Origin of the sequence: Fenollaria timonensis (assembly GCF_001457835.1) — a bacterium.
GTDB lineage: Bacteria > Bacillota > Clostridia > Tissierellales > Peptoniphilaceae > Fenollaria > Fenollaria timonensis.
In genome coordinates this window covers 508,492-527,308 of the sequence record NZ_LN898230.1, presented here as the reverse complement: position 1 = coordinate 527,308, position 18,817 = coordinate 508,492, and the positions used below count along the sequence as shown (strand labels likewise).

The 18,817-nt window shown below is 34.9% G+C and carries 18 protein-coding genes; 2 read left to right on the top strand and 16 right to left on the bottom strand.

All coding sequences use genetic code 11. The features are described from left to right. Positions 1–3 precede the first annotated feature (3 nt). Both fsa and BN3004_RS05535 read right to left on the bottom strand, forming a co-directional pair. A complete protein-coding gene (gene fsa / locus BN3004_RS05540; protein WP_058260209.1) occupies positions 4–645 on the bottom strand; it encodes a fructose-6-phosphate aldolase in 642 nt (213 codons plus the stop codon). An 8-nt stretch (positions 646–653) separates the two neighbouring features. Further along, the gene (locus BN3004_RS05535; RefSeq protein WP_058260208.1) at positions 654–1,451 is read right to left on the bottom strand and encodes a nitroreductase family protein; all 798 of its coding nucleotides are present in this window, start codon (positions 1,449–1,451) and stop codon (positions 654–656) included. A gap of 133 nt (positions 1,452–1,584) precedes the next feature. On the opposite strand from BN3004_RS05535, the gene BN3004_RS05530 reads away from it, so the two are divergent. Beyond that, positions 1,585–3,393, top strand: a complete 1,809-nt coding sequence (locus tag BN3004_RS05530; RefSeq protein WP_058260207.1) for an ATP-dependent helicase — start codon at positions 1,585–1,587, stop codon at positions 3,391–3,393. Between the two features lie 43 nt (positions 3,394–3,436). Here the strand turns inward: BN3004_RS05530 and BN3004_RS05525 are convergent, their stop codons facing one another. The 8 genes from BN3004_RS05525 to BN3004_RS05490 all read right to left on the bottom strand — a co-directional run bounded on the left by BN3004_RS05525 (position 3,437) and on the right by BN3004_RS05490 (position 12,717). Further along, a complete protein-coding gene (locus tag BN3004_RS05525; RefSeq protein ID WP_058260206.1) occupies positions 3,437–3,820 on the bottom strand; it encodes an SdpI family protein in 384 nt (127 codons plus the stop codon). A gap of 33 nt (positions 3,821–3,853) precedes the next feature. Continuing rightward, positions 3,854–4,735 carry a hypothetical protein gene (locus BN3004_RS05520; RefSeq protein WP_058260205.1) on the bottom strand — a complete coding sequence of 294 codons (882 nt, stop codon included), beginning with the start codon at positions 4,733–4,735 and terminating at the stop codon, positions 3,854–3,856. Between the two features lie 486 nt (positions 4,736–5,221). Continuing rightward, positions 5,222–5,428 carry a hypothetical protein gene (locus BN3004_RS05515; protein ID WP_058260204.1) on the bottom strand — a complete coding sequence of 69 codons (207 nt, stop codon included), beginning with the start codon at positions 5,426–5,428 and terminating at the stop codon, positions 5,222–5,224. Next, positions 5,428–6,846: an ABC transporter ATP-binding protein gene (locus BN3004_RS05510; protein WP_058260203.1), complete on the bottom strand. Its 1,419-nt coding sequence runs from the start codon at positions 6,844–6,846 to the stop codon at positions 5,428–5,430. Before BN3004_RS05510 ends, BN3004_RS05515 begins: the two co-directional genes overlap by 1 nt. Beyond that, a complete protein-coding gene (locus BN3004_RS05505; RefSeq protein ID WP_058260202.1) occupies positions 6,836–7,831 on the bottom strand; it encodes an ABC transporter ATP-binding protein in 996 nt (331 codons plus the stop codon). The genes BN3004_RS05510 and BN3004_RS05505 overlap by 11 nt, the downstream gene beginning before the upstream one ends. 12 nt (positions 7,832–7,843) lie before the next feature. Then, positions 7,844–9,682, bottom strand: a complete 1,839-nt coding sequence (locus BN3004_RS05500) for an ABC transporter permease subunit (protein WP_082244100.1) — start codon at positions 9,680–9,682, stop codon at positions 7,844–7,846. Between the two features lie 9 nt (positions 9,683–9,691). Next, a complete protein-coding gene (locus BN3004_RS05495) occupies positions 9,692–10,678 on the bottom strand; it encodes an ABC transporter permease (protein WP_058260201.1) in 987 nt (328 codons plus the stop codon). An 83-nt stretch (positions 10,679–10,761) separates the two neighbouring features. Then, positions 10,762–12,717, bottom strand: a complete 1,956-nt coding sequence (locus BN3004_RS05490; RefSeq protein ID WP_058260200.1) for an ABC transporter substrate-binding protein — start codon at positions 12,715–12,717, stop codon at positions 10,762–10,764. A 204-nt stretch (positions 12,718–12,921) separates the two neighbouring features. Here BN3004_RS05490 and BN3004_RS05485 point away from each other — a divergent pair, with 204 nt between their 5' ends. Further along, on the top strand, positions 12,922–14,001 hold the full coding sequence (locus BN3004_RS05485) for an IS30 family transposase (RefSeq protein ID WP_058259272.1): 1,080 nt from the start codon (positions 12,922–12,924) through the stop codon (positions 13,999–14,001). Between the two features lie 127 nt (positions 14,002–14,128). Here BN3004_RS05485 and deoC read toward each other — a convergent pair whose 3' ends face one another. From deoC to hflX, 6 genes are read right to left on the bottom strand one after another with little or no spacing between them, the layout of a single operon-like run. Further along, positions 14,129–14,776: a deoxyribose-phosphate aldolase gene (deoC, locus tag BN3004_RS05480; RefSeq protein WP_058260199.1), complete on the bottom strand. Its 648-nt coding sequence runs from the start codon at positions 14,774–14,776 to the stop codon at positions 14,129–14,131. A 9-nt stretch (positions 14,777–14,785) separates the two neighbouring features. Continuing rightward, positions 14,786–15,460, bottom strand: coding sequence for a TIGR01906 family membrane protein (locus tag BN3004_RS05475; protein ID WP_058260198.1), 675 nt, complete (start codon positions 15,458–15,460; stop codon positions 14,786–14,788). A gap of 1 nt (position 15,461) precedes the next feature. Next, positions 15,462–16,184, bottom strand: a complete 723-nt coding sequence (locus BN3004_RS05470) for a YebC/PmpR family DNA-binding transcriptional regulator (protein ID WP_058260197.1) — start codon at positions 16,182–16,184, stop codon at positions 15,462–15,464. 10 nt (positions 16,185–16,194) lie between these two features. After that, on the bottom strand, positions 16,195–16,920 hold the full coding sequence (gene nadE / locus BN3004_RS05465; protein ID WP_082244099.1) for an NAD(+) synthase: 726 nt from the start codon (positions 16,918–16,920) through the stop codon (positions 16,195–16,197). Further along, on the bottom strand, positions 16,921–17,571 hold the full coding sequence (locus BN3004_RS05460; protein ID WP_148344912.1) for an IMPACT family protein: 651 nt from the start codon (positions 17,569–17,571) through the stop codon (positions 16,921–16,923). It lies immediately after the preceding gene. After that, positions 17,558–18,802 carry a GTPase HflX gene (hflX, locus tag BN3004_RS05455; protein WP_058260195.1) on the bottom strand — a complete coding sequence of 415 codons (1,245 nt, stop codon included), beginning with the start codon at positions 18,800–18,802 and terminating at the stop codon, positions 17,558–17,560. Before hflX ends, BN3004_RS05460 begins: the two co-directional genes overlap by 14 nt. Positions 18,803–18,817: the final 15 nt, after the last annotated feature.

Below are 18,817 nucleotides of genomic sequence, written 5' to 3'. Positions count from 1 at the left end.
CTCCTATTTAACGCTTTCCCAATCTTTCAAAAATCTTTCTATACCACTATCTGTTAATGGGTGATGTAGCATTTGTTTAAATACCTTATATGGCACTGTAGCTATATCACAGCCTAGTCTAGCGCATTCAACTACATGCATTGGATGTCTAATAGAGGCAGCTATAACTTCAGTATCATAGCTATAGTTGTTGAATATGTCCATAATTTCTTCGATTAAATTAAGTCCATTTGTTGATATATCATCAAGTCTTCCTAAGAATGGGCTTACGTAGCTAGCTCCAGCTTTTGCAGCTAGAAGTGCTTGTGTTGATGTAAATACAAGTGTTACGTTAGTCTTAATGCCCATAGCGTGTAATTCTTTAACAGCTATAAGTCCTTCTTCTGTCATTGGCACTTTGATGATGATGTTTTTGTGTATCTTAGCAAGTTCCTTTGCTTCTTCTACCATCTCATCATGTTTAAGTGAAACAACTTCCGCAGATATAGGTCCATCTACAATGCCAGTGATTTCAGTAACAACTTCCTTAAAATCTCTTTTTTCTTTAGCGATAAGGCTTGGGTTTGTAGTAACTCCGTCAACCACGCCCCATTCAGCAATCTCTCTAATTTCGTCAACATTAGCTGTATCAATAAATAATTTCATATGACCTCCTATAACCTAATCTTTGCTATCAATCTGTAGCCGTCAACGATCTCTTCGTCTTCAGCTAATTCCCACATGTTCTTGTCATTTCTCATAAGTAACATACTTCTTAAGTAGTACATCATGATACCTGCATCAACATATGATGGCTTTCCATTGTTATCGTCGATATATAAATAAACGTAGCTTCCTTTGATTACAAATCTCCATGGTTGAAGGTTTGATGTTGATGGTGCAAATCTTGCGTAGTAGAAAACGTCGTCTAAACCAAGGTTTTCAAGCATTTCTATGTCCATGCTATTCGCAAAGCTGCCATCGAAAACGATTTCTTCAACTGGCTTTCTTTCAGAATATTTATCAAGGTCAAATGGGTTCGATGGTTTTTCGTAGCCTATTGCCAAGATAAAGTCAAGATTATTTGCGTACATATCAAAAACTTTTCTCTTAGTGTCTTCAGTCGCGTTGAATAGACCAACCCAGCAAGTTGCGATGTCTAGTGCATGTAGTTTTGTGATTAAGCTTTCTGTGTAGTAGCTTTGTAAGATCATTGATTTTGGTGAATCATCGCTTCTGTTTATAACGATGTAGTGAGGTGACTTAATCATAACGCCTGAGTAGCCTGCGATGCCATCTAACGCTTCATAAACCATCTTACCATCTTTAACGATATTGAAGCTTACAGAATTTTGACCGTCTTCCTTAGATACCTCACTGCAAATTTCTTTAATTTTAATAAGTGTGTCGTCGCTTAGATCCTTAAGCTTAAAATCTCTAACTGATTTTCTAGATTTTAGAAAGTTATTCATTAACAAAATATATCTCCCCCTTAGAATAATATGTAAAATAAATTGAATTACGTCTATATTATACCACATGTAGAACTACTTGGCAAACCTTTATTTTTCTTTAATTTTGTTATATAATATCTGTGGTGATGAAATGAAACTAAATCCAAATCAGCTCGAAGCATCGAGGCATGACAAGGGTCCTGCGCTTGTTCTTGCTGTGCCTGGCTCTGGTAAAACGACTGTTATAGTTAATCGTATAAAGCATCTTATTGAAGACAAAGGCGTAAGCCCATATAAGATACTCGCTATAACATTTGCCAAGTCCCAGCAGCTTGATATGCAAAAAAGGATACTTGAGGCGCTTGATGAAAACTATGCGAAGGAAGTAGGCGTTTTGACTATACATGCCCTATCATACAAGATAATCAGAGAGTACGAGCGATACAAAAAAATTAAATACACCTTGCTTGACGTTGAAAATGCACCAAAATCAAGAAATATACTTAGAAAGATATATATGGATAAGCTAAAAACTTACCCTAGCGAAGAAGAGCTTGATCAGATACAGTCTATACTTGGCTACATCAAGAACTCAAACGAGGACTATATTGATGCGGACGGGCCTTTTGAATACAAAGTCGTTGTCGATGACTTCGAAGCTTATAAGAAGAAAAAGAGGCTTATCGACTTTGACGATATGCTTGTGATTGCAAACGACTTGCTTGAAAAGGACAGGCATATAATTTCAAAATTTAAGGATAAGTACGAGTACATCCTTCTTGACGAGGGTCAAGATACTTCGTCTATTCAGTTTATGATGCTTGATAAGCTTATTAATAAGGATAATAACTTCTTCGTGGTAGCTGATGACGACCAATCGATATATAGGTTTAGAGGCGCTTGCCCTGAGAGAATACTGAATTTTGAGAAACATTATAAAGGCGCCCATATCTATAGGCTTAGCGAAAATTATAGGTCGACTCCCAGCATAATCACTGCATCTAATAGACTGATTAAGAACAATAAACTAAGATACACTAAAGACTTAAGTGCACACAAATCTGGAAGCGCACCTGTCAATGTAAAGCTCTTTAACAAGGACCTTGACGAGTACCGCTACATAGCAAAGTACTTGAAGGACGCCACTGGCACTGTAGCCGTCTTGTATAGGAACAACATCTCTCAGATACCACTTGCTGAGTACTTAGAGCGCTACATGATTAACTTCACTTCCTATGATAAGAAAGACAGATTTTTTACTCACTGGTTTATAGAAGACATCTTCGATATATATAATTTTTCGCAAAATATGAATGACGCTGCCCTATTTAGAAAGATTTACTACAAGATTAAAGGCTATTTATCGAAGCAAGATATAAATGAGATAAGCACTTTGACAGATGTCGATGTTTTAAAGACCTTATATAGGTCCGAATCGATTCAAAGCTACAAGAAAGATTATATTCTTGAATTAATGAAAGACTTCAAGGCCATAAGAAAGATGAAACCGTCAAATGTCATTGATTATATTGAAAACGACATGAATTACAGAGGCTACTTAAGGACAAAGGGCCGCGACAACAGTGAGTCCTTCAATAAACTTCTTACTATGCTCTACTTTTTAAAGCAAATCGCTCTCTATACTAAGAGCATGGATGAGCTTAAGTTAAGGCTCAATGTTTTAAGAAGCAAAATCTATAGCCAAAATGATTCTAATGTGGTGCTCTCAACTATACACGGTGCTAAGGGACTTGAGTTTGACACGGTATTTTTGATTGATATAGTTGATGAGGAGATACCTGGCTCAAATAACGCGAGTGATGCAGAACTTGAAGAAGAAAGAAGAATCTTCTACGTTGGAATGACAAGAGCGAGAGAGAATCTATATATATTTGCTTTTAAAGAAAGAAACAACACGGACTACGATATAAGTCCATTTATAAACGAAATTAAGGGCTAACGCCATAAGAAAAGGTCAAAGTTAAAACTTTGACCTTTGTATTTTATTGAATTTCTTTGCGGCTTCCGTCACTATTGAAAGCCTTTTTTAGTTTTAAGTTTACATAAAGTATCGAGCCTAGCATTAGAACTACTTGTACTAGCATAAGTATTAGAACTAAGTTTCCTGTATAGTCCTTGTCCTCGCTATATAGTAAGAAAAGTATGATGAGGCTAAGTGGAAGCATTATTCTTCCTAAGCTTATCCACACCTTTGGGAATAGCCTTTGTGCGAAGTCCCAAGTTTCTTTATTCATCATTGAAAGTTTTGTTCTAAAGCCTATAGCTATGTTTGGCTCTTTGCTCGGATATTTTTCAAATATCTTTCCTATTACTATTAGTAAAAGTGGAATAAAAGCCACTGATATAAGATAAATTACTTTTAACAATGTTATCACCTTTCTTTATATGCAAAAGAATCTCTATACTAAATAATCTCCATCGTCATCAATATCGTCATAATCATCTTTTGTCTTCTTTGATTTTTTCTTCTTAAATGCTGTCTTCTTTGAAGATTTTTGCATCAAGATGAAGTAAGTTCCTAGTATTAGTAGTATTACTATAAGTATAATGATTATAATTTTGATTGAGCTCTTCTTTTCAGTCTTTTGAACCTCAACTGGCTTAAATAAGGATACTTGATCAGTCTTGTATGGCTCGCCTTTCTTAAGATTTTCAACTGTTAATTCCATGTCAGCTATCTTGTTTTGCTTGATTTGTTCATAAACATCATTTGTATCAAGTATGGCGTCTTCAAGTTTTGAATCATTTTTCTCTCTATCGTTTAATAAATCTATAGCTATCGCCTTAGCTACTTTGCCTTCATTAGCAAGTATTATGCTTGGCTTACTTGTTTGATCTATGCTTAGGTATCTTGCATTAGTCATGCTTTTTGTTTTAAGTAATGTAATGGCTTCAAGTAGGCCATCGCTTATATCTGAATATGTCTCTACTATAAGTCCTTTATTTGACTTTATAAGACCAGCTTGCATGAATGGACCAACTTTATCTTTAATAATCATAATTGCATTTCCCTTGTTGACAAAGGAATCTTCTAATGTCTTGTTAGCGTTGTTAAATAAGTACTCTGTTGAAAGATTGTAAACGGGTATTACATAGCCAACCAAATTTTCTCTCTCGTTGTTCTCTTCTTTCATCTTGTTGTTGATGACTAAGCTTAGTCTTTCTACTTCTGAGTCACTTAATACATACCCATTTGGTGTACTAACCTTTAAGTCCGCTGCATATGCGGCATTTGTAAGCATAAGTAAAAATATTAATAATAAACATACTTTTCTTTTCATAAGAAAACCTCCTTTATCCTCACTCTCTATTTACCCTTAAGCGCGTTAAACTAAACAAGAATTAATAAAGTATTTAAATTATAATTGATTTTATATATATATATTTACTCAATATCGTAGCTAAGTAAACCTTATTCATTATTTGGCACTCATTATTCATTATTCATTATTCATTATTCATTATTCATTATTCATTATTCATTGTTTATTGCTCATTGTTCATTTTTCACTATTCACTATTCATTATTCAATTCTATTTTAATTTTCACTTCTAATTGTAATTTACATTACTAATTACTAATTACTAATTACTAATTACTCATTATTCAATACACAATTTTCATAACTTATTCTTTATTATTTATTTCTACCTATCCAACACTCCTTAACCCCACTCAGCACTGATTAATCGTTATTGACCATTCATTTTACATACTCATCTATTATAGACAAAAATAAAGCTACGATTGCTCGTAGCTTTATCCTTTATCTTGGTCTAGTTAATATTAAAATTATAATCAAAACTATAAATATCGGGCCGAATACCTTTGCTGCTGCTAAAAACATAGCAGCGAAGTCACCTTTTTCAGTATCTTCTTGGTCTTTATTAATTAAATTACCTTTTTCATCATACTTACCTGAGGTCTTCTTAAGGTGTTCAAACGCGCGATCTATTTTCTTTTGAAAAAACATTACTTATCCAAGTTAAGCTTGTGATGACATGCGACAAAGTGTCCAGGTCTTACTTCTTCAAATACTGGAACTATTGTTCTACATTCTTCAGTAGCGTACTTACATCTAGTGTGGAATTTACAGCCCTTAGGTGGATTGATAGGACTTGGAATATCCCCTTCTAGAATTTGAATTTCTTTCTTAGAATCTGTAGTTGGTATTGCGCCTAGAAGTGCTTCTGTATATGGATGCACTGGTCTAGCATACAACTCCTTAGAGTCAGCAAACTCAACTATATTTCCTAAATACATTACACCAACCTTATCAGATATATATTTAATAACTGACAAGTCATGTGAAATGAATAGATAAGTTAAGTGTTCTTTTTCTTTTAAGTCAATCAATAGGTTTATAATTTGTGATTGAATAGAAACGTCTAGAGCTGATACCGCTTCGTCGCAAACAATGAAGTCAGGCTTTAAAGCAACACTTCTTGCGATACCAATTCTTTGTCTTTGACCGCCAGAGAATTGGTGAGGGTATCTGTGTATAAAGTAATGAGCTAGACCGCAGTCTTGCATAACTTTTACAACGTAATCTTGTAGAGCCTTATCTTTTTGTTTGTAGATATCGTGAGCTACTAAACCTTCAGATATGATTTGACCTACAGTCATACGAGGGTTAAGTGATGAGTATGGGTCTTGGAAGATAAGTTGCATATCTTTTCTCAAGTGTCTCATTTCTTCATATTCAAGTTCAGCTAGGTTTATACCAGCGTCTCTATAGCTTTCTGCTTTTTCATAATCAGGATTGCCCTTAACGTCTTCTCTAAGCGCATCAAGCTTTGCTTCAACATCTTTTAAAGCGCTTTCTGCTGAAGAGTCTTCTTTGCCATCTTTCTTTGCTGCAAATATCTTAGCGTTAAGTTCTTGTTCCTTTAATAATAAAGATTTAACTTCACTTTCATTATCATGATATATCAAAGCACCTGCTATTTGTGCAAGGTCTTGATATAAAAGTCTATGTTTCTTTTCAGTATCTCTAAGCTTGTTAAGAGCCTCTCCCTTTTCCTTGCCATCTGGAAGTGAATCATAAGCAGCTTTTTCCTTTTCAAGTTCAGCTTCAAGCTCTTTAATCTTATTCTTGTGACTAGCAAAACCATTTATAAGCTTATAAACGTATTTAGGGTTAACTTCCCATCTTGTTCTTCCGTAGTAAATAGTTCTACCATCAGTTTGTTTGTATAATTGTAGTAAAGTTCTACCAAAAGTAGATTTACCGCAACCAGATTCACCTACTAGACCAATAGTTTCGCCTTTGTAAATATCCAAAGAGATATCATCATTAGCTTTAACATATTGAACTTCCTTACCTACTTTTTGTACTGGGAAGTATTGTTTAAGGTTTTGTATTCTAAATAATAATTCTCTATTTTCCATTGGATCTTACCCCCTTTTCAGGATAGAAACATCTTACTTCATGATTTTCGTCTACCTTAACTAAATCTGGTTGATAGTTGTCACACTTTTCAGTTCTATACTTACATCTAGGAGCAAATTTACAGCCCTTAGGTAAGTTTAGTGGATGCGGTACTGAACCAGGTATAGCATCAAGCTTTGTTCCTTGAGGAGTATCCAATCTAGGTATAGATACCATAAGTCCTTCAGTATATGGATGCATGTAAATGCTCTTTCCTTCGAAAATTGTTTCTCTTGGTGCCTTTTCAACTACTTGTCCACAATACATAACAGCAACGTCGTCAGCCATTTGGTTAATAACGCCAAGGTCATGAGTGATAAATAGTATAGAAGTACCAATTCTCTTCTTTAAGTCATTCATCAGTCTTAGTATTTGAGCTTGAATAGTAACGTCAAGAGCAGTTGTTGGTTCGTCAGCTATAAGAAGCTTAGGAACACAAGCAAGTGCCATGGCAATCATAACTCTTTGTCTCATACCGCCTGATAATTGGTGAGGATATTGTTTAGCAACAGTTTCTGGATTAGGTATCTTAACCATGCTAAGCATTTCAACAACTTTTTCAGCTGCTTGTTTCTTATCCATACCTTGGTGAATAATAAACGGTTCACTAACTTGTTTTTCAACAGTAAATACTGGGTTAAGTGAAGTCATTGGCTCTTGGAATATAACAGAAACATCATTACCTCTGATATGACCCATCTTGTTCTTAGGTATATCAGTAATATTTTCTCCGTTAAACCAAATTTCACCACTGTCAATATATCCATTACCATCAAGTAGTTTAATGATACTCATGGCAGAAACACTCTTACCACTACCACTTTCTCCTACTACTCCTAATGTTTTACCTTGTTCTACTGAATAGGAAACGCCATTAACAGCTTTGATTATTCCCTTTTTTGTTGTAAAAAAGGTATGCAAGTCTTTTATTTCTAATAATGCCATTAATCTTACCTCCTATCTTTCAGCTGATCTAGGGTCGATAGCGTCTCTTAAGCCATCACCTATTAAGTTAATACAAATTACGCAAACACCTAGTATGATAGAAGGGAATACCCATCTCCACCAGTATCTTTGAATAATAATAGAGTTGTTAGCACCGTTAAGCATATTACCCCAAGTTGGATATGGTGCTGGAACACCAAAGCCTAGGAATGAAAGTGATGCTTCAGTAAGCATACTTGATGCAAATGATAGTGTAGCATTAACTATAATTATAGATATAGTGTTTGGCAATATATGTTTAAATATAATGTTCTTTTCTTTTATACCAAGTGATCTAGCAGCAACAACGTATTCTTGCTCTCTAATTGAAAGTACTTGTGCACGAACAAGTCTTTGAAGTCCTGTCCAAGATAGTAAACCAAGTATAATCATGATCATAAAGATCTTTTGGTCGGCAGTCATTGTTTGGCCAACAAGTGCTGATAGTATCATCGCAAATGGTAGGAATGGTAGTGAGCCTATCATTTCAGCAACCCTTTGTAGAACGTTATCAACCCAGCCACCAACGAAGCCTGAAATACCACCAACGATTACGCCGATGATAGTTGAAATAATAACTGCGATAGCACCTATAGTCATAGATTTTCTACCACCGTTAAGAATTCTGTTCCAGATGTCTCTACCTAGGTCGTCAGTACCTAGTAGGTAACCTTTATGACCGTAGCTGTGCATCTTGCCTGATTGATCCTTAATATGTGTTTGATAGAAGCCTGTGTATATTTCATCTACTTTTTTGCCTCTTAAATCAGCTGGAACATCTAATTGTCCTAATGAGTTTGATCCCCATTCTTGAATAGTATCATCTTTTAACTTAGCAAGGTATGAATATCTTTGTCCATAAATATTCTTTACATTACCATCAATATTTTCAGGAACTTCCCACTCACCAGTAGTAGTTGGGTTACCCCACATATAAATTTTGCCTGATTCTCCAACAGCAACGAATGTATTGTATGAAGATGCAAGGTCAACAACTTTTTCATCTATTTCAGGTATTTTTGAAAGACCTGATTCTTGAGCACCTAAGTGAACAACTTTACCATCTTTAGTAATAGCACAAGCTGTGTTAGGGTTAGGAGCTATCTTAGCGATGTTCCCTTGATATTCATGACCTTCTTTGTAGTCATTAACACCCATATTACCCCAAGCATATGTGTCTCCATCTTCATCTATAGCATAAGATACTTGGTCAGATGCTGCTATGTCAACAATCTTAGTGCCCATTAATTCTGCTGGAGCTTTAGCTTGTTGAAGTCTGTTATTACCCCAACCAAGTACTTTACCGTCCTCAGTAAGTGCAATTACGTGGTCAGTACCACAAGCTAATTTAACGATATTCTTTCCTTCTTTTTTAACTTCCTTAGGTATTTTTCTAATATCTACTTTTTTAGAGATATTAGTTTTACCCCAAACAAAAATCTTACCATTGTCATCAACTGCAGCACTAAATGTAGAGCCTACGCTTAAAGCTTTGACATTCTTAAGTCCATCTGGAAGTGGAAGTATATCAAAACCTGGAGCAATGTTTGCTTGTGTTGTTTCAACATATGATAAATCTAAAGGATTGAAAAGTGGTCCTATTAAAACTAATAAGAATATACCTAAGAAGATGAAAAATGCAGTCATTGCAACTTTATTTGAAATGAATACATTTAGTATGGTTCTAAAAGGAGTTTGAATATCATCCTCAATCATAACATCTTTCTTTTTATCTTTTTTTCTAAATAGTCCTAAGCCTTTTTTAGGAGGAAGTTGATTTTTATCTTTTAGTTCTTTTGTGTCTTTTTCCATTTTAACCTCCTAATTTTCTACTCTAACTCTAGGGTCAACTAAGCCATATGTCAAGTCAGTAACTAAGTTGCCTAATAGAGTTATTATAATATAGAACAATTGAATAGCAAGTGCTAAGTCATAGTCCTTTTTATTTAAAGCGTCTATGTAGAACTTACCCATACCATTTAAATTAAACATTGATTCAATAATTAGTGATCCTGAGAATATACTCATAAACCAACCAACAATAAGTGTAACTACTGGTAATAAAGCATTTCTCCATGCATGTGAATAGATTACAGTCTTTTCCTTTAAGCCCTTTGCTCTTGCAGTCTTAATATAGTCCATGCTTAAAGCGTCATCCATTGCAGCTCTGACATACCTTGTCATACCGCCTAGTGAGCCTACAGTCATGATTATAAGAGGAAGTGCAATATGCTTAAAGATGTCAAGTGTATCTTTAATACCTGTATAATTCTTTCCTGCAGTTCTCATACCACTTACAGGGAACCATTGTAACTTAACACTAAAGATGTAAATAAACAATAGTGCTGTAATAAATACTGGTATAGAATAACCTATAACAGTTAACACCTGAGTTACTTGGTCGAAAACTGAATTCTTTTTAACCGCACATGCTATACCAAGTGGTATAGTTATGCCAAGACCTATAATTATTGCAAAAATGTTAATAAATATAGTAAGTTTTAAAGGTTCTTGTACAACGTTAACAACCTTATCTTTATAAACTCTTGAGTCACCTAAGTCGCCTTGTAATAATCTACCAAGCCACTTTCCATATCTAACTATCATAGGATCGTCAAGACCGTATTGCTTTCTTAAATCTTGATATCTCTTATTGTACTCTTCTACTTTTAATTGTGCCTTCATTGGTTCAAGCTCAGCTCTTGCCGGGTCTGAAGGTATCATGTTATATAAGAAGAAAAGTAAAATAGACATAACAAAAAATACGAATACCATGTAAAGTATTCTTTTTATAACGTATTTTCCCATCATCATCCACCTTATCTGTATTTTTATAGAAGGCAATATTTCTATTGCCTTCCACAAAATGTTTTTTTAAATTTTAATCTTTACTATTCTGTTACCCAAGCATCTAGTATTGTAGATGTTAAGCCCTTAATTTCTGAAGTTTCCCAATTCTTAACTTTTGAATTGTAGAAGTCATGATATTGGTTAGAGTATAGTGGTAGGTCTGGAAGTAATTCATTCCATCTTGAAGCAAACTTAACAAAGTTTTCTTTGAAGATTTCTCTATCTTCTGGAGTACACTTAACCATGTCTTGAGCAGCTTTTTCTAGGTCTGCATCAATTATATAGTTAGTGTTGTAACCCATATCAAGGAACTCCTTCTTAGTTGAATAAGTGTATTGTTCATCATAGTATGGAGTAAATCCTGTAGCTAGGTTAAACATGTTATATGTTGGAACTCCATATTTAGCATCTTGTGCTTTGTCTCTGTATAACCAGTTTAGTAATTCGTCAAAACTCATCGCGTCTCTTTGAATCTTTATTCCTGCTTTTACAAGGTCAGGGTTTTCAGCTAGTTTAACTACTAGTAAGTCAGATACGTCGTTGTTTTCAGTAGATGCCCATTTGATTTCAAGTGGCATTAACTTACCGTCATCCATCTTCTTATATCTGATTCCGTCGCCTTCTTTGTATTCAGCGCCTGATTCGTTTAGAGTAAAACCAACTTTTTCTAGTAATTCAACAGCCTTAGCTGGGTCATATGGATAAGAGTTAAGCTTTTCGTCAAGTTCTTTCTGTGTTTCTATATAGAACCATTGAGCTGGTCCGAAAGGTCCGTTTACAACAGAACCGTATCCACCTGTAAATTGTTTAGCGAAATCGTTTCTGTCTAGTAAGTAAGCAAGTGCTTGTCTTACTTCTGGGAATTGAGTTGGTCCAACGTCGCAACCAAATGCAATCTTACCATAACCAGCTCTTGGATAGTCAGTGTAAGCAAAGCCTTCATCTTCTGTTAAGTCCATACCAGCGTTGATAGTCTTACCATCACCGATGTTCATGATCATGTCAACACCGCCAGTTTTTAAGTCGTCGATTTGAGTTGCTTGAGTTATCTTCTTTAAGATAATCTTTTCAATTAATGGTTTTCTACCTACTCTATCGCCTTGGAAGTTAGGGTTGATAACCATAGTTGCTAATTGTTGTGCTTCGTCGTATTTTTCTAACATATATGGACCGCTTGCAGGAAGAGTCTTTCTGTCTCTTGCAGCTTTAACTGCATTCTTGAACTCTTCAGTATTAATATCTTCTGCAAAGTAACATCCATCGCCGTCATCTTTAATGTCTACTTTTTTACCTAACCAAAATTCTAGATCTTCTGGACCTGCTGATACAGAGTTTAATTCATAGAAATATGGTGTTTTTTCAGGATTAATAGTTGCTGAGAAAGTGTAATCATCAATTAGGTGAACACCTGTAAATTCCTTCTTTTCACCTTTACTAAATGCGTCATAACCTACTAAGTCCATACCACCAGTGTTTTTAGCACCGCAGAAGTCTGGTCCAATAAGTCTTGAGCCCCATAACAAGTAACTTGCAACGTAGTCTTTAGCATTGATTTCTTTACCGTCAGCATATTTAAGTCCTTCTACTATAGTGAATGTATATGTTTTTGATCCGTCTTCGTTATCTTTAGTTTCATAGCTCTTAACGATAGAATCATCAATTACGTATTCACCTTCGTCAGTTTTGTCTACAGTACCATAACCTTGGATTAAACGTCTAACGTCAGCATCTGTTGCGTTGTTTTGCCACACTCCTGAAAAGTCTCCACTCATTTCAGTAGTAGAACCAATGATTAATTGTCCGCTTGGTTCAGTTGGTTTGTCAGCTGTTTCGTCATCTGGAGTTTCATCTTCAGAATTTTCGTCTTCAGCTGGTGCGTCTGTTTCAGTACCTGGTTCTTCTGCTGGTTCGTCAGTCTTCTTACCGCATGCAAATGCGAAAGCTGATAATACCATAGAAAGTACTAATAAAAACACTAATGTCTTTTTAAGTTTCATTAATATTCCCCCTTAAATTTTTTTCATATAATAACGGCTATATGTTACATATATATTACAACATTTTTTAAAAAATTGCAAGCTTTTTTTATAAAAATTCATAAGGAAGATTGTATAATTAACTTAGCCACCAAATAAAAAAATCATGTGTACATATGGTATAGTATTAGTAACAAACAAAAAAACAACTATACGGAGGTACACATGACTCATATAAATTATACCATAGAATTTACAGAACGCAAGAAAAATTCACATCTATCACTACATGAAATGTCATTAATACAGGCATGGAAAATAGATGGACATAGCAACAGAGAGATAGCAAGAAGGCTAAATAGAGCCCCGCAGACAATAAACAACGCAATAAAGAAAGGCACAGTAAAGCAAAAGAGAATAATAAAAAGTAATAACAAAACATATACTTACTACGATGAAAAATACTTTGCCTTAACTAATTATGAGGTATATATAAACAATAGATCTTCTTGCGGAAGAAGACCAAAATATATAGATATAGTCGAATTTCTTAAATGGGCAGACAATAAAATGTTAAAAGATAAATGGTCTCCAGATGTATGTGTTGGATACGCAAAAGCAAATAGACTCTTTCCATCATCAGAAATACCATCAACAAAAAGCCTCTACAACTGGATAAATAAGTCACTAATGAAAACAAAAAATATAGATCTACTAGAAAAAGTAAAGAGAAAAAACAAAAATAGCACAAGAAGAACAAGACAAAACAAGAAAAAGCTTGGCATATCCATAGAAGAAAGACCAGATAAAATACAAACAAGAGAAGAATTCGGCCACTGGGAAATAGATACAGTTATAGGTAAAAAGAAAAAGACAGATCCAGTACTACTTACATTAGTAGAAAGAAAAACAAGATATGAAAAGCTGATAAAAATACATGGAAAAACACCCGATGCAGTAGACATTGGACTTAAATTCTTAAAAGATAATGCGCAGTTAAACAAAGAAATATTTAAAAGTATAACATCAGATAATGGTTCAGAATTTTCAAGCTTATCAGAATTAGCAGAATATGTAGATATATATTTTTGTCATCCATATACATCATGGGAAAGAGGAACTAGTGAATGTCAACATAAATTAATACGAAGATTTATACAAAAAGGCACATCAATAGAAGAAGTATCAAAAGAAAAAATATACAGAATAAACGAGTGGATGAATAATTTGCCAAGAAAAATCTTTAATTACAAAACTGCAAAAGAAGAGTTCATAAAGGAAATAAAACAGCTTAAAAGTATCTAGTTTAATAAAAATAAATACTTTTAAGCTATACTATACATTTAGTCTATATGATGTCTGGGTGGCTAACTTATTGTTGCAATTTATATAAAAATTCATAAATGAGCTTGCAATTAATATTTATCTACTATTAAATTTCTTTATAATTTATAATTTCTAAACCGCGTGAAGTACCGATAACATCAGCACCTGCATCGATAAAGTCTAATGCAGTTTTGTAATCAGAAATACCTCCTGAGGCTTTTATTTTTATTTTTCCATCGAAATTTTCTTTTATAAATTTTACGTCATCTAATTTTGCTCCGGACTTCGTAAAGCCTGTTGATGTCTTCACGTAATCTACGCCATTCTCAGCCAATATCTTTGTTATATATAATATATCTTCCTTATTAAGGAAGGAAGTTTCTATTATAAATTTTAATATATGTGACTTAGTAATCTCTCTTAGAGCATTTACCTCTTTACTTAGATAGTCATAGTCTCTCATCTTGATTCTTCCGATGTTCGAAACAATATCTAAATCGTTTGCTCCGTTTTTAATCGCATCTTTTGCTTCAAATATTTTCGCCTCTGTAGATGCATATCCATTAGGAAATGATATCACTGTAGTGAGGTAAATATTTTGCAAGTTTTTACGAGCGACTTGCAAAAATGATGGCGCTATACATATGGATCTGAACTTATATTTTCTTTGCTCTTCTACAAGCTTTATAATATCAGACTCGCTTGCGTCCTGTTTTAAATTTGTTTGATCTATAAATTTAGCTATACCTAACATTTATGAATTTTATACTCCCTTCTTCTTCATTTTACTACTACACCTTGCTACGTAATAAAAGCTGCAAATATGAATTACAAATATCGATATTGTGTAGTAAGCTAAGATTTTTATAAAGCCAGATACAAAGAATTCTTCTGGCATTAATCTTATTAAAAGATCTGTCTTTGGATCAAGCTGCCACAAATCGTTTTTGAAGAAGATCTCATGAAACTTTACAAAGGCTCCTTGAAAGTCTGTTAGATACAAGATGCCAAAGAATATTGGCACTAGATATCCTGTAAACAAAGTGTTTCTTAGCTCTTTAAACTTAAATACATTAATTTTCTTCCAAGCATATAGCATTATGATGATTAAAGTTATTATTGCAGCTACTATCTTTATTGTGTTTATTGTCTTATATATGCCTCTTACATCTCTCATGTGGCTTATCTCTTTATCATTTAAACCTATAAGGCTTAGGTGCTCATCACCATTAAGCCCTCTTAGATAGCCTGCTATAACTTTTGAAGCAACTAAGACTTCATCTTCAGATCTGTCGATGTAATCAAAACTATCCATGTGTTTGGCGCACATATATACAGCATTTTCATCGTAAGAAACTGTTTGAATTGCTTGACATAATATAAGTGCTATTATATTTAAGGTCAATATAATAGCAACTGATAATTTCATATTCTTCATTTTAATCTTCTAAATTGTGTGAAACGCTTTGAACGTCATCTGATTCTTCAAGGTCGTCAACCATCTTTTCAAACTTAATTGCTTGTTCTTCATCAAGTTTAACTGTTGTTTGAGGTATGTTTGATATATCGAAGTCGCTTAGCTTGTATCCTCTATCCTTTAAGCCTTCAACAACTTGGTTAAAGTCTTCAACGGATGTGTAGATTTCATAACCTTCTTCATATGCTTTAAAATCTTCTGCTCCTAGATCAATTGCGTCCATAGTTAATGTATCTTCATCAACTGATCCGTCGTTTTCGATAGCGATAAAGCCTTTTTTATCGAATAGATATGATACGCAGCCTGTTGTTCCTAAGTTTCCGCCGTGCTTATCAAAGGCGTGTCTTACGTCTGAAGCAGTTCTGTTTCTGTTATCTGTTAAGCACTCAACGATAACAGCAACGCCGCCTATGCCGTAGCCTTCGTAAGTAACGTTTTCGTAATTAGCATCGCCTTCGCCGCCTTCACCTTTCTTGATAGCTCTCTCGATGTTGTCGTTAGGCATGTTCTCAGCCTTAGCTTTTTCAATAGCTGACTTAAGTGATGGGTTAAATTCTGGATTTGATCCACCTTCCTTAACCGCTACCGTGATGTATCTAGCTAGCTTTGTAAATACTGATGCTCTTCTTTGGTCTTCTTTACCTTTTTTAGCTTTTATTGTTTTCCATTTTGAATGTCCTGACATTTTATTCCTCCTAATAAATGTTTTTAAAATAATCTATATCCACTCTCTTGTGCTGAGTTGAATTATATAGCTTTTTTATTCTTTCTTCTTTTTCTATGGCAATGGTCTTGCCCTCGAAATATTTTTCTATATCATCATATGAAACGCCTAGCTCGTCCTCATCGCTTTGGCCCTTCCATAGCCCTGCCGATGGTTTTTTATTTATGACTTCATCTGGCACGCCTAAAACTTTGGCAATTTCATATACCTCACTCTTATAAAAATCTCTAAGTAAATATATATCGCAAGCGCTATCTGCCCATTTGGTGAAGTAACCGACTAGGTACTCGCTCTTGTTTGATGAGCCGGCTACCATGTATGATAAATTTTGTCCATATAGATAAAGATTTGTCATCCTAAGCCTTGGCTTTACATTGGATAAGCTCATCTTTGAAAATTCTTCTGCCTTGGCATTTTTAACAAAGTCATCGTAAGTACTAGTTAAATCAACTCTGCTAATCTTAATACCAAGCTTATCTGCTACTAATTTTGCATCTACTTCGTCTTCATCAAGTGAGTGTATAGGCATCACTATGCCTAAGTGATCACCCTCAAAGGCAAGTTTCGATATGCCCGCGACAACTGCCGAGTCAACGCCGCCCGAAAGCCCGAAAACCGCTCCTTTTAGGCCAGTCTTGTCTCTTTTATCTCTTAGCCAAGATACCATATCTTGGACTACTTTTTCATAATCTTTCAATTATTTCACTATCCTTTTATCAATATGCGCTTTTATATATTCATCTTCAAACTCATAATCAAGCTCGCGATTGGCAAGATTTTTTAGCGTTTCTAAAAGTTCTTCGCTATCCTCTTCCTTTATATATATGTCAGCGCTAATATTTTCCATATACTCTAAATTATCTAAATCATAAACCGTATGCGATAGATGGTTCTTAATCTTGTCAAACTCTGCGTATGGGAATGTCAGTCTATACTTAAGAAATCTGCCGTAGTCATAAATTTTGCCTTCGATGCTCTTCTTAAATGCGCCTGAGTAAGCTCTTACAAGGCCTCCAACGCCAAGCTTAATCCCGCCAAAGTACCTAGTTACGACGCAGACTATGTTTGATAGCCCCTCCACATCCATAACGCCTAGTATGGGTCTTGCAGATGAGCCTTGTGGCTCTCCGTCCTCATCGTAGCGCTTTATGGGTATGCTGCCATTAATAATGTAGGCACTAACGTTATGAGTCGCGTCCTTATACTTTTCTTTCATCTCGTTAATGAAGGCTATGGCCTCATCTTCGCTCGTAACGTGCTTTGTATTTGCTATGAACTTTGATTTATTAATCAGGTCCTCGGCGCTTACTAGCTCCAGAACCGATTTGTACTCATTATTCGCAGACATATTCTTTATATTTATTGTAATCAATTTGTGAAAGCTTCGCTTTTATGTACATTGAAGCTTCGTCGTACTTTGTAACTTCTACTGCATAGCTCTTTTTTAGCCTATCCACAAGGGCGCTGTCCTTGAAAGGCACTTTCATTGTGACTTCTTTGTAATCCTCTTTAAGTACTGACTCTATCTTATCTATAAGCTTTTTAACGTCCTCATCATTTTTTGCTGATATATAGATGATGTCATCTGTGTCATTTAAAGTGGCCCTTCTATGCTCATCAAGTTTGTCTACCTTATTATATACCCTTAAAACTTTTTTGTCCATAAGTCCTAAGGACTTCATTAATTCAAGTGTCGTCTCAATCTGTAAATCCATGTTCTCGTCAGATATATCAACCACATGTAGTATCAAATCCGCATACTTTAGCTCTTCCAAAGTGCCTTTAAAGGCTTCAACTAGCTTTGTTGGCAAATTCGATACAAAACCTACAGTGTCTGAGGCAATAAATTCTGATCTAGTGGAGAATTTTATCTTCCTAACAAAAGTTTGTAATGTGGCAAATAGCATATCCTTAGCCAAAACTTCCTTCGCACCGCTCTCAGAAAGCCTAATCATGCTATTTAATATAGTAGATTTGCCGCAGTTAGTGTAGCCGATGATGCTTACATATGGCACATCGCTCTCGTTTCTCTTTCTCGAGATATTGTCCCTAGACTTTTGAGCTTCCTTTAATTTATTTTTGATTCTATCGATTTGTTCTTGTATGTGACGTCTGTCAGTTTCAAGCTTTTGTTCGCCGGGACCTCTTGTGCCGATGCCGCCGCCTTCTCTTGATAGATAGTTATTCATACCGACAAGCCTTGGCAGTCTATATGATAGCTGAGCAAGCTCCACTTGTAGCTTTGCTTCAACAGTTTCAGCTCTTAGAGCAAAGATGTCCAAGATAAGATTAGTCCTGTCGACCACTTTTATATCGAGTTCGTCCTCTAAGTTTCTTGTTTGAACGCCGCTTAGCTCGTCATTAACAACAAGTAAGTCAATGTCATTCGCTTTGATAAGAGTTTTAATCTCATTAAGCTTACCCTTGCCCATGTAGTAGCGCGGGTTTAAAACGTCCTTACTTTGCTTCACTCTGACTATAGCTTCAGCGTCACACGCCTCAAGAAGCGCTTCAAGCTCATCAAGATACTCATCAGTCTTTGAATCAAATTCAATTGTATATATAATTGCTCTTTCCATATAGCACCTCTTTTG